We start from the raw sequence: 14,348 nt of genomic DNA on the forward strand, positions 1-14,348 counted from the left end.
TATGGAGACAGGATCTACAACCAGGGAGGTCTTTTGATATGAAAGAGTTAAAAGAAAAGATTCTAGAAGAAGGTATAGTTTTATCCGGTGAGGTATTGAAGGTGGATTCTTTCCTGAATCATCAAATGGATCCAGTATTAATGCAGAATATTGGCAGGGAATTTGCCGAAAGGTTCAAGGATGATGGAATCACAGCCGTATTGACGATTGAATCTTCCGGTATCGGTCCAGGGATCATGGCCGCTCTCTGCCTGAACGTCCCTATGATCTTTGCCAGGAAGCGGAAATCTCTCACATTAACGGATGAGCTGCTTACGGCTTCGGTCTATTCTTACACAAAACAGGAGCATTATGAAATCGCGGTTTCTTCTAAATTTCTCAAAGCGAATGACAGGGTTTTAATTATTGATGATTTCCTGGCCAATGGCCAGGCTGCCCTGGGACTTAATGAGCTAGTACGGGCAGCTGGAGCCACGGTTGCGGGAGCCGGCATTGTTATCGAAAAGGGATTCCAGGAAGGCGGCAGGCTCCTCCGGCAAAAAGGGATCAGGCTGGAGTCACTGGCGGTGATCAAATCCCTTTCATTTGGGAACATACAATTTGATGAAGAAAAAACGGGGGTAAGCAGCTTATGAAAAATTCGGGAATAAAATTAACTTCACTGGGGATCCAGCATGTTCTGGCCATGTATGCGGGCGCTGTGATTGTGCCTCTCATCGTTGGAGGGGCAATGGACCTTAATGGGAATGATCTTACCTATCTCGTTTCTGTCGATATTTTAATGTGCGGAATTGCAACGCTCCTTCAGGTTTGGCAGAACCGCTTCTTCGGAATTGGCCTCCCTGTCGTACTCGGCTGTACATTCACAGCTGTGGCTCCCATGATTGCGATTGGCGGCCAGCACGGAATCGGTGCCATCTATGGCGCAGTCATTGCATCAGGGGTGTTTGTCATCCTGATCAGCGGTTTATTCGGAAGGCTCGTGAAATTTTTCCCGCCTGTTGTCACCGGTTCTGTAGTTACCATTATAGGCATCACTCTCATCCCGGTTGCCATGAACAATCTGGCCGGGGGGCAGGGTGCAAAAGATTTTGGTTCTTTAAGCAATATCGCGCTGGGTTTTGGAACTCTGCTGCTCATTATTTTGATTTATAAATTCTTCACCGGTTTTATCCGGTCAATATCCATTTTAGCCGGCCTGTTATGCGGCACCATTGCAGCATCATTCATGGGCAAGGTTGATTTTGCGGCAGTGGAGTCAGCTTCGTGGTTTCATTTAGTGGAACCCTTTCATTTTTCAGCACCAGTCTTTGAACTAACACCAATTCTGACCATGTGCCTTGTGGCGATAGTCAGCCTGGTTGAATCTACAGGAACCTATTTTGCGCTTGGAGATATTACTGATAAGAAAATTACTGAGGAGAAGCTGGCTAGAGGGTACCGGGCAGAGGGCCTGGCGAGCGTCATCGGCGGCGTCTTCAATGCTTTCCCTTATACGACATTCTCGCAGAATGTCGGCCTTATTCAGATGTCCGGGGTAAAAACACGGAACGTCATCTATGTTACAGGAGGCATGCTGGTGTTTTTAGGATTGGTCCCAAAGGTGGGGGCACTTACCACAATCATTCCTCCGGCTGTCCTCGGGGGTGCGATGGTGGCCATGTTCGGAATGGTCATAGCGTCAGGAATCAAAATGCTCAGCAGGATAGAATTTGCAAGGCAGGAAAATCTACTCATCATTGCCTGCTCTGTCGGTATGGGCCTTGGCGTGACAGCAGTGCCGGAGCTGTTTGCCCAGATTCCGGGTGCATGGAAGATCCTGACGGAGAGCGGAATTGTAACAGGAAGCCTCTCTGCCATCTTGTTGAACATTATTTTTAATATACTTCCCGGGATAAATAAAAAAAGAGTGCTGCCAGCAATGCTGAAAAGTCAAAAAGTATCTTAAATTCAAAAAAAGACTGTCCCAAGTGGAACGGTCCCTGATTGGCCCGGCGAGCGGGCGAGGGACAGTTATACTCTATGACAGTCTTTTTTTATTATCTGAAAAACGCCTTGTCTATGTTGTATTTAGCCTGCAGCCTGTTCACAATGAAAGTCTCATAAATTTCTCTTTCCATTGGATCCTCTACATAAGAGATGTCAATCGTGTATACTTCATCGCGGTGATTTTTGATAGGCGATACAGTATCTTCAAAATGCTTCTTAATTCTTTGTCTTAGCTTTCTGGCTTTTCCTACAAAAAGGAGTTCATCATTAATGTTGTAAAACATAAAGATTCCGCCCTTGTCCCGCGGGATTTTGTGAAAATCCTCAAATCCATAGATATTGCTTAATTCGGGATTCGGTTTATTCGGCTTTGTTATGGAAAGGTCGGTATCAGGCATTTCTATTTTGATCAAAATTAACACTTCCTCACTATTAGTCAGGGATAAATGGTATCACAGGTCAGGGATAATATCCACGAATGTTTGTATGATTGCATACATTTCTTTCTTATTTTTACCCATACACGTCAAGATAACCCGGGAAAAAATTAAAAACGTTTGGCAACTTATGAGAGAAGCCGAATAGAATAATATAATTACGCCAAGGAAAGATGTGAAGCGGTATGCAAAAAAAATATTGTGAGCACTGCCGGGCCATTTATTCAAAGGCAGAAATCTGTGAATTCTGCGGACGGACAGAAATGAAGCCGATTATCATCGAGGTCCAGTCGGGCGAAAAAAACCGGGAATAATACTGTGCTTACATACAACTGGAAAAAATGCCGGGATGAAGCGCTGGAATTCTTTACGAATACGGCCATTGTGTCGTATGTTTAAAGTAATAAAATGTAAAGGGGAATCCACCCGATGTATTTGCCGTCATTTTCGCTAGAAGGAAAAACAGCTATAGTAACAGGGGCAGGCCGTGGAATCGGCCGGGCCATCGCAGCAGCATTCGCTGAAGCAGGTGCAGATGTTGCACTCCTGGCCAGGACTGGAGCCGACCTTGAGGAGACTGCCCATATTGTAGAAGGATTCGGAGCCAGGGCGTTCCCGATTGTGACAGATCTTACAGATGTGGAGCAGATTGAAAAGGCTGCTGCATCCGTAAAAAAAGAAGGTTCCATTGATATCCTTGTGAACAATGCCGGCATGAACATCCGATCTAAGGCGCTGGATGTCACGGAAGAAGAATGGAAAACGATCATGGACACAAACCTTAAATCTGCCTTCATGATGTCCCGGGAAGCAGGCAGGCATATGGTTGATGCTGGCAGCGGCGGTTCAATCATATCCGTCTCATCAGTGGCAGGACATGTGGCACTGAGGACAGGAGTGGTCTATGCCGCTACCAAAGCAGCTATGATCCAGATGACAAAAGTGCTGGCACTGGAGTGGGGAAGGCATAATATCCGGGTGAACAGTCTAGGGCCGTGGTATTTCAAAACGCCTCTCACGGAAAAGCTGCTTCAGGATGAAAAATATGTACAGGAAATCCTTGAAGTAACACCTATGAAACGGATCGGGGAGCTTGAGGAGCTGGCAGGGCCGGCTGTGTTCCTTGCATCCGATGCGGCAGCCTATATAACAGGGCAGACGCTGTTTGTTGATGGGGGCATGACGATTCAAGGGTTTTAAATAACGGAGGTTAAGGGTAAACGAAGGGGAGCATCCCCTTTGTTTACCCTTTTTTAATGCTTGTCTGTATATCTTTTTCAAACTGGAACAAAGTACATAATATAGAGAGTGAGAGTGATCTTGTGGCCCATATATTATCCATATCAGATATCGAGCTTCCTTATGAAATAAATCAGGAAACTGTAATGGATTTTGCACGTGAAATGTTTGGGCAATCTTTCCGGGATATTGACAGGCTGCTTAAGGTCTTCGTCAATGGTCAGATAGAAAAGCGGAATTTTGCATGCGGCCTTGATTGGTTCAAGGAAAATCATTCGCTTGAAGAGAAGAATAATACATACATCGAGCAATCTGTGGAGCATGGGGCTGCAGCCATCCAAAAGTGCCTGTCAAGCGGGGAATTTCTAAAAAGAACGGTCAGCGAAGAGGAGATAGATGCAATCATCCTCATCTCAAGTACAGGTATGGCAACCCCGACTATTGATGCCCGCATTATGAACAAGCTTCCATTCAGTCCGCATACTAAAAGAATTCCCATATGGGGCCTTGGATGTGCAGGGGGGGCCGCCGGCCTTTCACGGGCACTTGATTATTGCAGGGCGTACCCAAAATCCAATGTACTCGTCCTTGCCATTGAATTATGCAGCCTGACCTTCCAAAAGGATGACCGCTCAAAGAGCAACCTGGTAGGTACATCGATTTTTGCTGATGGAATTGCCTGTGCCCTGGTGAGCGGGGAGGAATCCCATCTTCTGAAAGAAAAGAAGAGGAAGTCAACTCCAGAACTGCTCGCGTCCCAATCCACCCTTCTTGGAGATTCTCTCGATGTAATGGGCTGGGACATAAAAGATGACGGGTTATATGTTATCTTCTCAAAAGATATCCCCTCCCTGATTGAGAACTGGCTGAAACCGAACGTAGAAAAATTCCTTGGCAGCCAGCATCAGCAGCTTGGAGATATCGAGCATTTTATAGCCCACCCGGGCGGCAGGAAGGTCATAGATGCATATGAGAAGTCACTTGGCTTTACAGAGGAAAAGACGCGGCTGTCGCTTGAGGTCCTGAGGGAGCACGGCAATATGTCTTCAGCTACCATTTTATACGTGTTAAAAAGGTTCATGGAATCAGATGCAGATGCAGGGGATCTGGGCCTTGCCGCTGCTCTTGGCCCAGGATTTTCATCCGAACTCCTCCTAATGAGGTGGAGCTGATGTTCTTTGCTTTTTTCCTTGCCCTGGTTATTATGCAGAGGCTCCTGGAGCTTGTTGTCGCGAAGCGGAATGAGATATGGATGAAAAGCCGCGGCGGGGAGGAATTTGGTGCGGCCCACTATCCGTGGATGGTGGCCATGCATGCATCCTTTTTTGCCGCATTGAGCCTGGAGGCCTATCTCCGCGGTTTCCAGCTTTCGCCGCAGTGGAAGCTTCTGTTTGTCCTGTTTCTGATCCTCCAGACCGGAAGGATATGGGCGCTCCGCTCACTCGGCCGGTTCTGGAATACGAAGATTATCGTGGTCCGGGGAGCGAAGGTAGTGAAAAAAGGGCCGTACAGGTTCTTGAAACATCCCAACTATGTGATTGTAGCCTTGGAACTGCTGGTCACCCCCCTGATTTTTAATGCTTTTTGGACCGCTGCATTATTTACCGTATTGAATATCTTTATGATGAAAACCAGGATACCTGCTGAAGAAGAAGCGTTAAGATCTCTTACCGATTACAGGCGTGCTTTTTCGCCATCCGACTCAGGCAGCTGAGAAAATTTAAGAAATTATCTGATAATATCAGTTGAAAACGATTATCATTTCTGTTATATTCTAATTGAGCTTGAATATTATTCTCAATTAGCTGAGTGAGGTGCACCTTCATGGTCTGGTTTTTTATAATGGCAGCGCTATTTACATACCTCTTTGTGCTTAAACATGTGCTGGGAAATATCCAGCCTGCCCGTAAATCCAAGTCAGTCGAAAGGGCAGCGATACCTAAAAATAGAAATGGCCGTTTAGAAGCCATTGGATCCACCAGGTGAAATTTTTGCCTGGTTTTTTTTTTTTTATATAATTCCATACTCTTTTTCTTATCATTTCGATTAAAATGGATAATATATGAATTCCAAATGCCAAGCTGACAAGGGGAACTAACGATGAAACACATAATTACCAGCCAAAAGAGCCTCCTGCCTGCCCTCGGAGGACTGTATCTAAAATACAGCAGAACAGGGGATGCAGACAGCGCAGCCAAAATGAAAAGTTTAATTCATAAAGAGCGGAATTCCGAACGGCTGATTGCATTCTGCGGCCACTTTTCTGCGGGCAAATCAAGCATGATCAATGCATTGCTAGGAAAAGAGCTTCTGCCTTCCAGTCCAGTCCCCACGAGTGCCAACATAGTAAAGATAAGTAAGGGCGGGGACTATGCCAAAGTATTCTTCAGGGAAGGAACCCCTGTTGTGTATCCGGCACCCTATGATTACGGAATGGTTAAGTCCTATTGTAAAAAAGGGGATGAGATTTCTGCCATTGAAATAAGCACCCCTGATTTCCCCCTGGAAAATAACAGTGCCATCATGGATACCCCCGGGATTGATTCAGCGGATGATGCCCATAAAGCTTCTACAGAAGAGGCTATCCATTTAGCAGATATCGTTTTTTATGTAATGGATTACAACCATGTCCAATCAGAAGTGAATTTCCTATTCGCCAAAGAAGTGGCGGCCTCAGGGAAAACGCTTTATCTGATTGTCAATCAGATTGATAAGCATGATGAAACAGAGCTGACATTTGATGAGTTTGCAGATTCTGTATCACAAAGCTTTTTAAGCTGGGATGTTAAGCCTGATGACATATTCTTTACCTCCTTAAAGGATCCGGGGCTTTCGAGAAATGATTTCGATAAGGTGAAGGAGCTAATCAAGGATTTCTCTGAACAGGAACAAAAACCTGATACTGCAGGCATGGCAGCTGTCCAGATTGCAGGGGAGCATATGGACTGGCTCCGAAGGGAGAAGTCCGGGGAACTTTCTTCCTGGGAGAAAATAATCGATGACGCTGAGTCAGATCAAGGTGGGACTCTAACAGATCTTGCAGAACTTGAAAGTGAAAAAAAGAAGGCGGAACTGGCAGCCAGCGAAGCCCTGGAAGCTTTCCACAGCCGTCTGCAAACCATTCTGAATAATGCTTATCTCATGCCAGCCTCCACAAGGGCGCTGGCAGAATCCTATCTTGAGTCTACAAAAAAAGACTTTAAGGTCGGCATGTTCTTCTCGAAGTCCAAAACAGAACAGGAAAGAAAATCGAGATTCATGGCTCTCAAGGAGGATCTCACAGACAAGGCAGAATCGCAGCTTGAGAGACATATTAAGGAGCTGTGCATCTCAATCCTTAAGGAATATGACTTATTCGATGGAGAGCTTGAAGAAAAGGCACGAACCTTTTCCATTGATATTCCTGATTCACTCATGAAAGAGCCGGTCAAGAGCCAGGTCCAGATTACCGGGCAATATGTGCTTGTATTTACCCAGGAGCTTGCGGATGGTCTGAAAAAAGAAGCGAAAAATAATATTCGTCCATTTTTAGATAAATTTGAAGAAGCTGCCCGGCGCAGGATGAATGATAAAGTGCTGAAGATAAATAAGGATCTGGAACGGCATTCGGGACTGATTCGGGCGAAGAAGGAAATAGAAGCGGCACAACTGTGGATCAATCAGGAAGAATCCGAAATCGGGGCTTATCTGAATGGCGAAAAAACGCCTGAATTGTCCCCGGATATCATGCAGCTCTTCAAACAGTGGGATGGAGAGGAAAATAACTACCGTGTTGTTGTGAGTGAGGAAATGGAGGTTGAAGAAACAGCTGGAGAACTTTCTGCTGAGTATCCTGCGATTCCAGTAAATGCTCCTGTGCAGAAAAAAGAAGAGACCGACACTAAAGTTATAGCTGAAAAGCTTTACGGGGCCTCTATTCTGTTAAAGGATAAGAAGGGATTTCAACATATTGCAAAGGATCTTGAAGCTCAGGCCTCTAGACTGGAAAATCAAACATTTACGGTCGCTTTGTTCGGAGCCTTCAGTGCAGGAAAGTCGTCATTTGCCAATGCTTTGCTCGGGGATAAGGTGCTTCCTGTATCCCCTAATCCCACTACAGCAGCGATTAATAAAATTTGTCCGCCAGATTCCGCTAATCCGCATGGAACGGCCAGAGTAAAGCTTAAGGAAGAAGCCATGCTGCTTGAAGATGTAAGGCTTGCGTTCTCATTTTATGACACAGAGGTCTCAACCCTCGAAGAAGCTGTGCTAAAAGCGGGGGCGATCTTGGAAGAGCCTGCCGGGATGGGGACTCATAATACACATGCTTCCTTCCTGCGCGCCTTTTTGGAAGGATATCCCCTGCTTGGGACAAAGCTCGGCTCGGAAATCATAGTGGATTTAGACGGCTTTAGGGACTATGCTGCAAACGAGAAGAAATCCTGCATGGTTGACTGGATCGAACTCTACTATGATTGCGACATCACCCGCAAAGGAGTCATACTTACAGACACGCCTGGTGCCGATTCCGTCAATGCAAGGCATACCGGGACAGCGTTTGATTATATAAAAAATTCAGATGCAATCCTGTTTGTTACCTATTACAACCATTCCTTCTCAAAGGCAGACAGAGAATTCCTCATCCAATTGGGCCGTGTAAAAGATTCTTTTTCGATGGATAAAATGTTTTTCATCATCAATGCCGTAGACCTTGCCGGCTCAAAGGACGAGCTGGCAGATGTCGCCGGTTATGTCAGCGGAGAGCTGGGAAACTTCCAGATCAGGCAGCCTAAAATTTATCCCCTGTCCAGCAAATCGGCCCTGGAGGAAAAGCAGGGCAGGGATCCACTGAAACAGCATTTCCTTTCAGACAGCGGGCTGCCGGATTTTGAAAGAGACTTCAATAAGTTCCTTGACGAAGATCTGACTGGAATTGCCGCTGCTTCTGCTGCCTCCTCTCTCCACCGGGCTGAGAACATGCTGAAGGAAGTAATTTCAGCGTCGCGTCTTGATCAGGATGAAAAGGAAGCACAGAAAAAGCAGCAGGAGGATGAGCTGAAAAAAATCAGCGCCATTATTGAAAAAACAGATCTTGAGCTGGATCTATCCCGGCTGAGGAGAGAGATTTTGGATTTGGCCTTTTATTGTAAGCAGCGCGTTTTCCTCAGGTTCAATGATTTCTTCAGGGAGGCCTTCAGTCCTGCTTCCCTTAAAGATGACGGAAGGGACCTGAAAAAGGCGCTAAAGCTTTCATTACAGGAGCTGCTGTCATCAGCAGGCTTTGACCTGGCCCAGGAGATGCGGGCCACAACAGTCCGTTCTGAGGTGTACATGAACAAACTCCTCAAACAGCATTATAGTAATTGGGCCGTTCAAATCAAGGAAATCAGAAAAGGGATAGAAATGTCAGAAATCCAAAACGTCACCATAGAGGTCCCGGATTTCAAACCTGGCTTCAAGAGCCTTACTGATGCAGATTTCAAAAAGGAGCTTTCTCTGTTTAAAAATCCACGAAGCTTTTTTGAGAAAAAGGAAAGTGTGAGGATGAAAGATTCCATGCAGTCCACCCTCGAACCGCTGGCAGAGGAATATCTGGAGAGCCAGGCTGAAAGACTTTATGAAGTATGCAGCCAGATGTATCAGCAATCCGTCAGCTCTTTAAAGGAGCAGCTAAAAGGGGAAATTATTGAGATATATGAGGGTTATACAGAAGCATACAGCCGGACAGAGGTCATTGAGGGCTATGAAAGCGCCCTCCAGTACTTACAAGATGCTTATTAAATGATAAGAAGGAGGCAAACTTGTATGAATGTCCTGATGGAAGCAAAAGAACTTATGGGGAAGCTTGATGATCCGGGGGTCAAAGTGGTGGATTGCAGGTTTTTACTTGGCAGCCCAGAGCATGGTTCGTCCCTGTACAAAATAGGTCATATCCCGGGTGCTGTCTATTTTGACCTGGAGAAGGATCTATCTGGGTTGCCAGGGAAACATGGAGGCAGGCATCCCCTGCCTTCCATGGAAGAATTCGCGGAGAAGCTTGGAGCCTGCGGCATAGACCGATCTCAGACAGTAGTAGCCTATGACACAGGCGAACTGGCTTTTGCATCCCGCCTCTATTGGATGATGAAATATGCAGGGCATGATGAGGTATATATATTACAGGGGGGATTCAAAACCTGGGAAGAAGGCGGTTATCCGATTTCTGCAGAAAGAAGTGTATATCCCTCTGTAACGTATGATCTTTCCATTCAAGACAGCCTTCTAACAAATTATGAAGCCGTCAAGGCATTTGTTAATGGACGAGAAGAATTCACATTAATTGATTCCCGCGATTCCATCCGGTATGAGGGAATCGAAGAAAAGATTGACCATGCAGCCGGCCATATACCCGGCGCGGTCAATAAGTTGTGGCATCACAGCATCATGGATGGCGCCTTTAAGTCTGGAGAGGAACTGAAAGAGTTGTTCCGTGATGTGAATAAGGATCAAAAAGTGGTTGTCTACTGCGGTTCGGGTGTCACGGCTGCCCCTAATTTTATTGCCCTCAAACTGGCTGGATTTAAGGATGTAAGCCTTTATGCGGGAAGCTTCAGTGATTATATTTCTTATAGTGGAAACCGGGTCGCAGGCAAGGAAGGAGAAATGAAAATTTCTCTCTGAAAACCCGTGAAATGTGTTAAAATAGATAGTGGCGTCAAGAATAATCATTAAGGTAACTGCCTTACTCGGAATGAGCGCATGCTTTTTTGGGGGATAGGCAGTTTTTAATTTCAAGATAGAGGTGAATTACAATGGAGGAAACCATTGGGAAGCAAATAGAGCAGGCTGAATTACTGCCTTCCCTGATGCTCGTGGATGGAATGGCGCTATTGTTCCGCGCCTTTTATGCGACGGCAATAAGCGGTCAGTTCATGATCAATTCAAAAGGGATGCCGACTAATGCTGTCCAGGGCTTTTTGAAGCATCTTCTGACAGCCATTAATCATTTCAACCCTTCCCATGTAGCTGTCTGCTGGGATATGGGCAGTAAAACCTTCAGGAGCGAGATTTTCACAGAATATAAAGCAAACAGGCCGGACGCGCCGGTTGAATTGATTCCGCAGTTTGATGCGGTTAAGGAAGCGGTCCGAGCATTCGACATACCCAACATCGGATTGAAGGGGTATGAAGCGGATGATTGCATAGGAACAATCGCAAAAGAAGCTAAGGCAGCGAGCAGGGTCTTTGTTTTGACAGGAGATCAGGATCTCCTTCAGCTCATTGAGGAAAATATCTCCGTTGTGCTGCTGAAAAAGGGCTTCGGCAATTACGATGTTCATGACGGCGATACATTCTTTGACTGGAAGGGAATCACCCCAAGACAGATGATTGACTTAAAAGCTTTGATGGGGGACCCATCTGATAATTACCCGGGTGTAAAAGGCATAGGGGAAAAAACGGCCCTGAAGCTGCTGCAGGCATATGAGAATATTGAAGGAATCCTTGGAAATCTCCTTTTGCTTACAAAAGGGCAGCGTGAGAAAATCGAAGCGGCAGTGGATATGCTTCACCTTTCACGGAAACTTGCCGAAATCAAATGCGATGTCCCTGTGGCGTGCCCGCTTGATCAGGCGAAATGGGAATATGACCATGCTTCCGTGAATAACATGCTCGATGAGTATGAAATCAGGGGGCTGCACCGTTTTCTGGCATAACTACCCGAACAGCGGCCTTTTATACGGCCGCTTCTTCGGGTGGCTGTGGAGCAGGACGGGTAGCAGGCGTAAGGCCTACCTCTTCGTATTGGATTTCTTGGCCCTGTTTTCTAACTCGGTTTTTGGGTCATGGGCGCGCTCGTCCTCGGCATAACCCTGAGAGGTCACCCCGAGGCTTGCTTTACCGCGGTTATTATGATGCTTTTTACTCATCCGAAAAGAAACACCTCCTGTAATACATTATTCCTGATTTAAACGATATTTATGTTTTGTTGATTGGATACTATTTTTAAGGGGATTCACCGCTGATGAAGACAATTGAAGAGTTTTTATGCGATTTAGAGGCAAGAGGCTTTTGTTTTGAAGAGGATGCCATCGGATTTATCTATTTTGGCAAGCACTATACGAATGCGGGCGACAGCCTTGTCAACAGTGCAATTGAAATCACTTTGAAAGCGCAGAAACGTTTCGACGGAAGCTTTTATCTTTCCCTGCTTGAAAGTCTGGTTCAGCAAGATATAACATCCAAGAAGAAAGCATTTGTGTTCGCTAATGAAATGAATTTAATTTAAAGTTAGTGCACCCCGAAGCTTGCGGCAGACTCTCGCTTTGGGGTGTTTTACTATAACTGAACATGGAGCGTTCCTGTCTTTTCGCTTTTATTGCCCATTCTTTAATATTGCTTCCCTGGCCAGGGTGTCTGCCCTGTTTTCCCGGCTGGGCACCCATTTGATGAAAAAGAGTTCGATTTGTCCCGCCAAGGAAAGTGCCTTTTCCAAAAACGGGGCATATTTCTTGTTCTTTACAAATTCCTTTTCCATAGCCCTGAAAATCAGGTCTGAGTCGGTCTTGAAGGAAACCATTCCATACCCTCTCGATACACAGAGCTCCAAAGCTTTAATCAAAGCAGAAAATTCTGCTTCATGATTTTCCATCATTCCGATTGGGATCGAATACGTTTCAACCTTGCCATTATTTTTTATAAAGATCCCAGCACCGCTCGGTCCGGGATTTCCTGCGCTCGCACCATCTATGTAAATTTCAATCAATGAAAGCCGCCCCCCAGAATATAATTATCTAAAGTGTACCATAATCATGATATATGTAAGAACATGAGGACTGCTTTCAGTCATGATTTTGCTAAAAGAGGTTAAATTAGTGATGAAATGTGATATATAAGTTAAATATGCTACTTGGCCTAAAGGAGGCAGCTATGAAGGTTATCATTCACTGGAGGTATAAACATCCGAAAAGGGTCGATGCGGTTTTTCACTCAGAGCCGATAGACGCTGGGCAGGCCCTATATATCACGGAAGACCTTGAGAAGTCTGGCAGGCTTTCAAGCATTGAATATGAAGACGAAGCAGGCAGCACGTGGACCAAGAAGGAATTAAGGAAACTGCTGGCGGAAGTGGAGGATGAACCTCAGGATATTACCGTTTTCTTTGATGGAGGATATTTGAAGGAAGAGAAATTATCGGGAGCAGGCGCAGTGATTTACTACACCCAGAATAATAAAAAGTGGCGGGTGCGTTCGAATAAGATTCTTGAAATTCTGGAATCAAACAATGAAGCCGAGTATGCTGCATTGTATTTTGCCCTTCAGCAGCTTGAGGAGCTGGGGGTAAGGAATATGTCCTGCACCTTCATAGGAGATTCCCAAGTTGTCCTCAACCAGCTTTCGGGAGAGTGGCCATGTTTTGAAGAAGGCTTAAACCGGTGGCTTGACAGAATAGAACATAAAATGGGTGAAATGGGAATAAAGCCTGTGTACTCCCTTGTTGGAAGGAAAGAAAATGGGGAGGCAGACAAGCTTGCGGGCCAGGCTTTGGAACGAAAATTTGTCTCCAGTAAATTAGAACTGATTTAATAAAAAAGGAGAAGGCCGCATGACCAGGAAAGATATTTGTTCAGAAGTTGATACTATGCTTGAAGACTATTGTAAAGATTGTTTCTTGAAGGCTCATCACAGAAAAGAAAAAGGCCGGACTTTCGCCCATAAATTCTGCATATCACAGTGTACGGTCGGTGAAAAACTCAAGGAGCTCGGAGACAGGCTGAAGTAGTTGAAATAAAAATCTGTCATTAAAAAAAGCTCCCGAAGGGAGCTTTTTTTAATGACTATTCTACATATTTCCCGTGGTCAGGCAAGGCGAGACTGTCGAATTCACTGGCGAGCGTCTGCAGACCAGATTGCAGATCTTCACCGAATACAGGCAGACCATGTCCTGTCCCAGCTGCCAGCGGTCTCAGTGCATTCAATTTAAGTACAGAGTCTTTTGCTGCTTTCCAGTCTGTTGTAAAATAACGGGGAGGTCCGGCGATTTCCTTTTTCTGTGTCATCACCTTATACAATTCATCCTGCCTGACTGTCACAAATGCATCCCCGGCAATCAGGACTCTATCCCTCTCCCGGAATAGAGAGATATGGCCAGGACTGTGTCCCGGTGTGTGAATCCACTTCCAATCAGGCATCTCAGGAACACTCCCATCCTCAGGGAATGCCTTTACACTGCCAGATATATCGATTCCCTCATTTGGAAACATCTTGGACATCTTGGCCACCATCCCGCCTTCAACAGTTGAATCAGGTTCAGGATAATCCTTCATCCCCGTCAGGAATGGCAGTTCCATTTCATGAGCGTAAACAGGGACCCCCGGCCAAAATTCCAGCAGCCGGTCAAGCCCGCCGATATGATCAAAATGTCCGTGGGTCAAAAGGATGGCCTTCGGTCTCGCGCCCCCGCCAAACAGCTTCTCAGCCTCCTCTTTAATGGAATCACCAGATTTCGGCATCCCTGCATCCACTAAAATCCACTCAGCATCGCCTTTGAGCCGGATAAAAAACAGATTGACGATCTGGTTTGTATAAACCAGCACATCAGGTGTAACAGTTTCTACAGATCCGTTGGCTGCGGAAGTCATCGGCAGGAATCTTGTGAACGGTTCGTTGGTCATGGAATGTCCTCCTCCTTCATTTAGACACTATACGATACGAATTCCCTTCATT

The 14,348-nt window shown here is 45.7% G+C and carries 16 protein-coding genes; 12 read left to right on the forward strand and 4 right to left on the reverse strand.

Features of this window, described 5'->3' with window-relative positions:
* Nucleotides 1-38 precede the first annotated feature (38 nt).
* Together V1498_RS08265 and V1498_RS08270 are read left to right on the forward strand one after the other, a co-directional pair.
* A complete protein-coding gene (locus V1498_RS08265; RefSeq protein ID WP_409298160.1) occupies nt 39-635 on the forward strand; it encodes a xanthine phosphoribosyltransferase in 597 nt (198 codons plus the stop codon).
* Nucleotides 632-1,948, forward strand: a complete 1,317-nt coding sequence (locus V1498_RS08270) for a nucleobase:cation symporter-2 family protein (protein WP_409298162.1) — start codon at nt 632-634, stop codon at nt 1,946-1,948. Before V1498_RS08265 ends, V1498_RS08270 begins: the two co-directional genes overlap by 4 nt.
* Nucleotides 1,949-2,039: 91 nt before the next feature.
* On the opposite strand, the gene V1498_RS08275 is transcribed toward V1498_RS08270, so the two are convergent.
* Entirely contained in the window at nt 2,040-2,387 is a 348-nt protein-coding gene (locus V1498_RS08275; protein ID WP_409299218.1) for a nucleotide excision repair endonuclease, read from the reverse strand.
* A 224-nt stretch (nt 2,388-2,611) separates the two neighbouring features.
* Here V1498_RS08275 and V1498_RS08280 point away from each other — a divergent pair, with 224 nt between their 5' ends.
* The 7 genes from V1498_RS08280 to V1498_RS08310 all read left to right on the forward strand — a co-directional run bounded on the left by V1498_RS08280 (nt 2,612) and on the right by V1498_RS08310 (nt 11,338).
* Nucleotides 2,612-2,740 (forward strand): hypothetical protein, encoded by a 129-nt coding sequence (locus tag V1498_RS08280; protein WP_409298164.1) that lies wholly within the window; start codon nt 2,612-2,614, stop codon nt 2,738-2,740.
* 115 nt (nt 2,741-2,855) lie between these two features.
* Nucleotides 2,856-3,626 carry an SDR family NAD(P)-dependent oxidoreductase gene (locus tag V1498_RS08285; protein ID WP_409298166.1) on the forward strand — a complete coding sequence of 257 codons (771 nt, stop codon included), beginning with the start codon at nt 2,856-2,858 and terminating at the stop codon, nt 3,624-3,626.
* 122 nt (nt 3,627-3,748) lie between these two features.
* Nucleotides 3,749-4,837, forward strand: a complete 1,089-nt coding sequence (locus V1498_RS08290; protein ID WP_409298167.1) for a type III polyketide synthase — start codon at nt 3,749-3,751, stop codon at nt 4,835-4,837.
* Nucleotides 4,837-5,379 carry an isoprenylcysteine carboxyl methyltransferase family protein gene (locus tag V1498_RS08295; protein ID WP_409298169.1) on the forward strand — a complete coding sequence of 181 codons (543 nt, stop codon included), beginning with the start codon at nt 4,837-4,839 and terminating at the stop codon, nt 5,377-5,379. The genes V1498_RS08290 and V1498_RS08295 overlap by 1 nt, the downstream gene beginning before the upstream one ends.
* Nucleotides 5,380-5,765: 386 nt before the next feature.
* On the forward strand, nt 5,766-9,425 hold the full coding sequence (locus V1498_RS08300) for a dynamin family protein (RefSeq protein ID WP_409298170.1): 3,660 nt from the start codon (nt 5,766-5,768) through the stop codon (nt 9,423-9,425).
* A gap of 24 nt (nt 9,426-9,449) precedes the next feature.
* Nucleotides 9,450-10,304: a sulfurtransferase gene (locus V1498_RS08305; protein WP_409298172.1), complete on the forward strand. Its 855-nt coding sequence runs from the start codon at nt 9,450-9,452 to the stop codon at nt 10,302-10,304.
* Nucleotides 10,305-10,435: 131 nt separating this feature from the next.
* On the forward strand, nt 10,436-11,338 hold the full coding sequence (locus tag V1498_RS08310) for a 5'-3' exonuclease H3TH domain-containing protein (protein ID WP_409298173.1): 903 nt from the start codon (nt 10,436-10,438) through the stop codon (nt 11,336-11,338).
* A 75-nt stretch (nt 11,339-11,413) separates the two neighbouring features.
* On the opposite strand, the gene sspL is transcribed toward V1498_RS08310, so the two are convergent.
* Nucleotides 11,414-11,551 carry a small, acid-soluble spore protein L gene (gene sspL / locus V1498_RS08315; RefSeq protein ID WP_409298175.1) on the reverse strand — a complete coding sequence of 46 codons (138 nt, stop codon included), beginning with the start codon at nt 11,549-11,551 and terminating at the stop codon, nt 11,414-11,416.
* A 95-nt stretch (nt 11,552-11,646) separates the two neighbouring features.
* Between sspL and V1498_RS08320 the strand changes: the two genes are divergently transcribed.
* Nucleotides 11,647-11,910, forward strand: coding sequence for a DUF6123 family protein (locus V1498_RS08320; RefSeq protein ID WP_409298176.1), 264 nt, complete (start codon nt 11,647-11,649; stop codon nt 11,908-11,910).
* An 87-nt stretch (nt 11,911-11,997) separates the two neighbouring features.
* Here V1498_RS08320 and V1498_RS08325 read toward each other — a convergent pair whose 3' ends face one another.
* The gene (locus tag V1498_RS08325; protein ID WP_409298177.1) at nt 11,998-12,387 is read right to left on the reverse strand and encodes a reverse transcriptase-like protein; all 390 of its coding nucleotides are present in this window, start codon (nt 12,385-12,387) and stop codon (nt 11,998-12,000) included.
* Nucleotides 12,388-12,551: 164 nt separating this feature from the next.
* On the opposite strand from V1498_RS08325, the gene V1498_RS08330 reads away from it, so the two are divergent.
* Entirely contained in the window at nt 12,552-13,208 is a 657-nt protein-coding gene (locus tag V1498_RS08330; RefSeq protein ID WP_409298179.1) for a reverse transcriptase-like protein, read from the forward strand.
* A 19-nt stretch (nt 13,209-13,227) separates the two neighbouring features.
* On the forward strand, nt 13,228-13,404 hold the full coding sequence (locus V1498_RS08335; protein WP_409298181.1) for a zinc-finger domain-containing protein: 177 nt from the start codon (nt 13,228-13,230) through the stop codon (nt 13,402-13,404).
* Nucleotides 13,405-13,459: 55 nt separating this feature from the next.
* Here the strand turns inward: V1498_RS08335 and V1498_RS08340 are convergent, their stop codons facing one another.
* Nucleotides 13,460-14,296, reverse strand: coding sequence for an MBL fold metallo-hydrolase (locus V1498_RS08340; RefSeq protein WP_409298183.1), 837 nt, complete (start codon nt 14,294-14,296; stop codon nt 13,460-13,462).
* Between the last annotated feature and the right edge of the window lie 52 nt (nt 14,297-14,348).

It is taken from the genome of Paraperibacillus marinus (assembly GCF_046237605.1).
Lineage (GTDB): Bacteria > Bacillota > Bacilli > Bacillales > DSM-1321 > Paraperibacillus > Paraperibacillus marinus.

Excerpts from the sequence above, each read along its gene's own strand:
- V1498_RS08270 (WP_409298162.1), top strand. The coding sequence starts at position 632 with ATGAAAAATTCGGGAATAAAATTAACTTCACTGGGGATCCAGCATGTT.
- V1498_RS08335 (WP_409298181.1), top strand. The coding sequence starts at position 13,228 with ATGACCAGGAAAGATATTTGTTCAGAAGTTGATACTATGCTTGAAGAC.
- V1498_RS08275 (WP_409299218.1), bottom strand. The coding sequence starts at position 2,387 with ATGCCTGATACCGACCTTTCCATAACAAAGCCGAATAAACCGAATCCC.
- V1498_RS08300 (WP_409298170.1), top strand. The coding sequence starts at position 5,766 with ATGAAACACATAATTACCAGCCAAAAGAGCCTCCTGCCTGCCCTCGGA.
- V1498_RS08285 (WP_409298166.1), top strand. The coding sequence starts at position 2,856 with ATGTATTTGCCGTCATTTTCGCTAGAAGGAAAAACAGCTATAGTAACA.
- V1498_RS08265 (WP_409298160.1), top strand. The coding sequence starts at position 39 with ATGAAAGAGTTAAAAGAAAAGATTCTAGAAGAAGGTATAGTTTTATCC.
- V1498_RS08340 (WP_409298183.1), bottom strand. The coding sequence starts at position 14,296 with ATGACCAACGAACCGTTCACAAGATTCCTGCCGATGACTTCCGCAGCC.
- V1498_RS08280 (WP_409298164.1), top strand. The coding sequence starts at position 2,612 with ATGCAAAAAAAATATTGTGAGCACTGCCGGGCCATTTATTCAAAGGCA.
- V1498_RS08330 (WP_409298179.1), top strand. The coding sequence starts at position 12,552 with ATGAAGGTTATCATTCACTGGAGGTATAAACATCCGAAAAGGGTCGAT.
- sspL (WP_409298175.1), bottom strand. The coding sequence starts at position 11,551 with ATGAGTAAAAAGCATCATAATAACCGCGGTAAAGCAAGCCTCGGGGTG.
- V1498_RS08295 (WP_409298169.1), top strand. The coding sequence starts at position 4,837 with ATGTTCTTTGCTTTTTTCCTTGCCCTGGTTATTATGCAGAGGCTCCTG.
- V1498_RS08320 (WP_409298176.1), top strand. The coding sequence starts at position 11,647 with ATGAAGACAATTGAAGAGTTTTTATGCGATTTAGAGGCAAGAGGCTTT.
- V1498_RS08305 (WP_409298172.1), top strand. The coding sequence starts at position 9,450 with ATGAATGTCCTGATGGAAGCAAAAGAACTTATGGGGAAGCTTGATGAT.
- V1498_RS08310 (WP_409298173.1), top strand. The coding sequence starts at position 10,436 with ATGGAGGAAACCATTGGGAAGCAAATAGAGCAGGCTGAATTACTGCCT.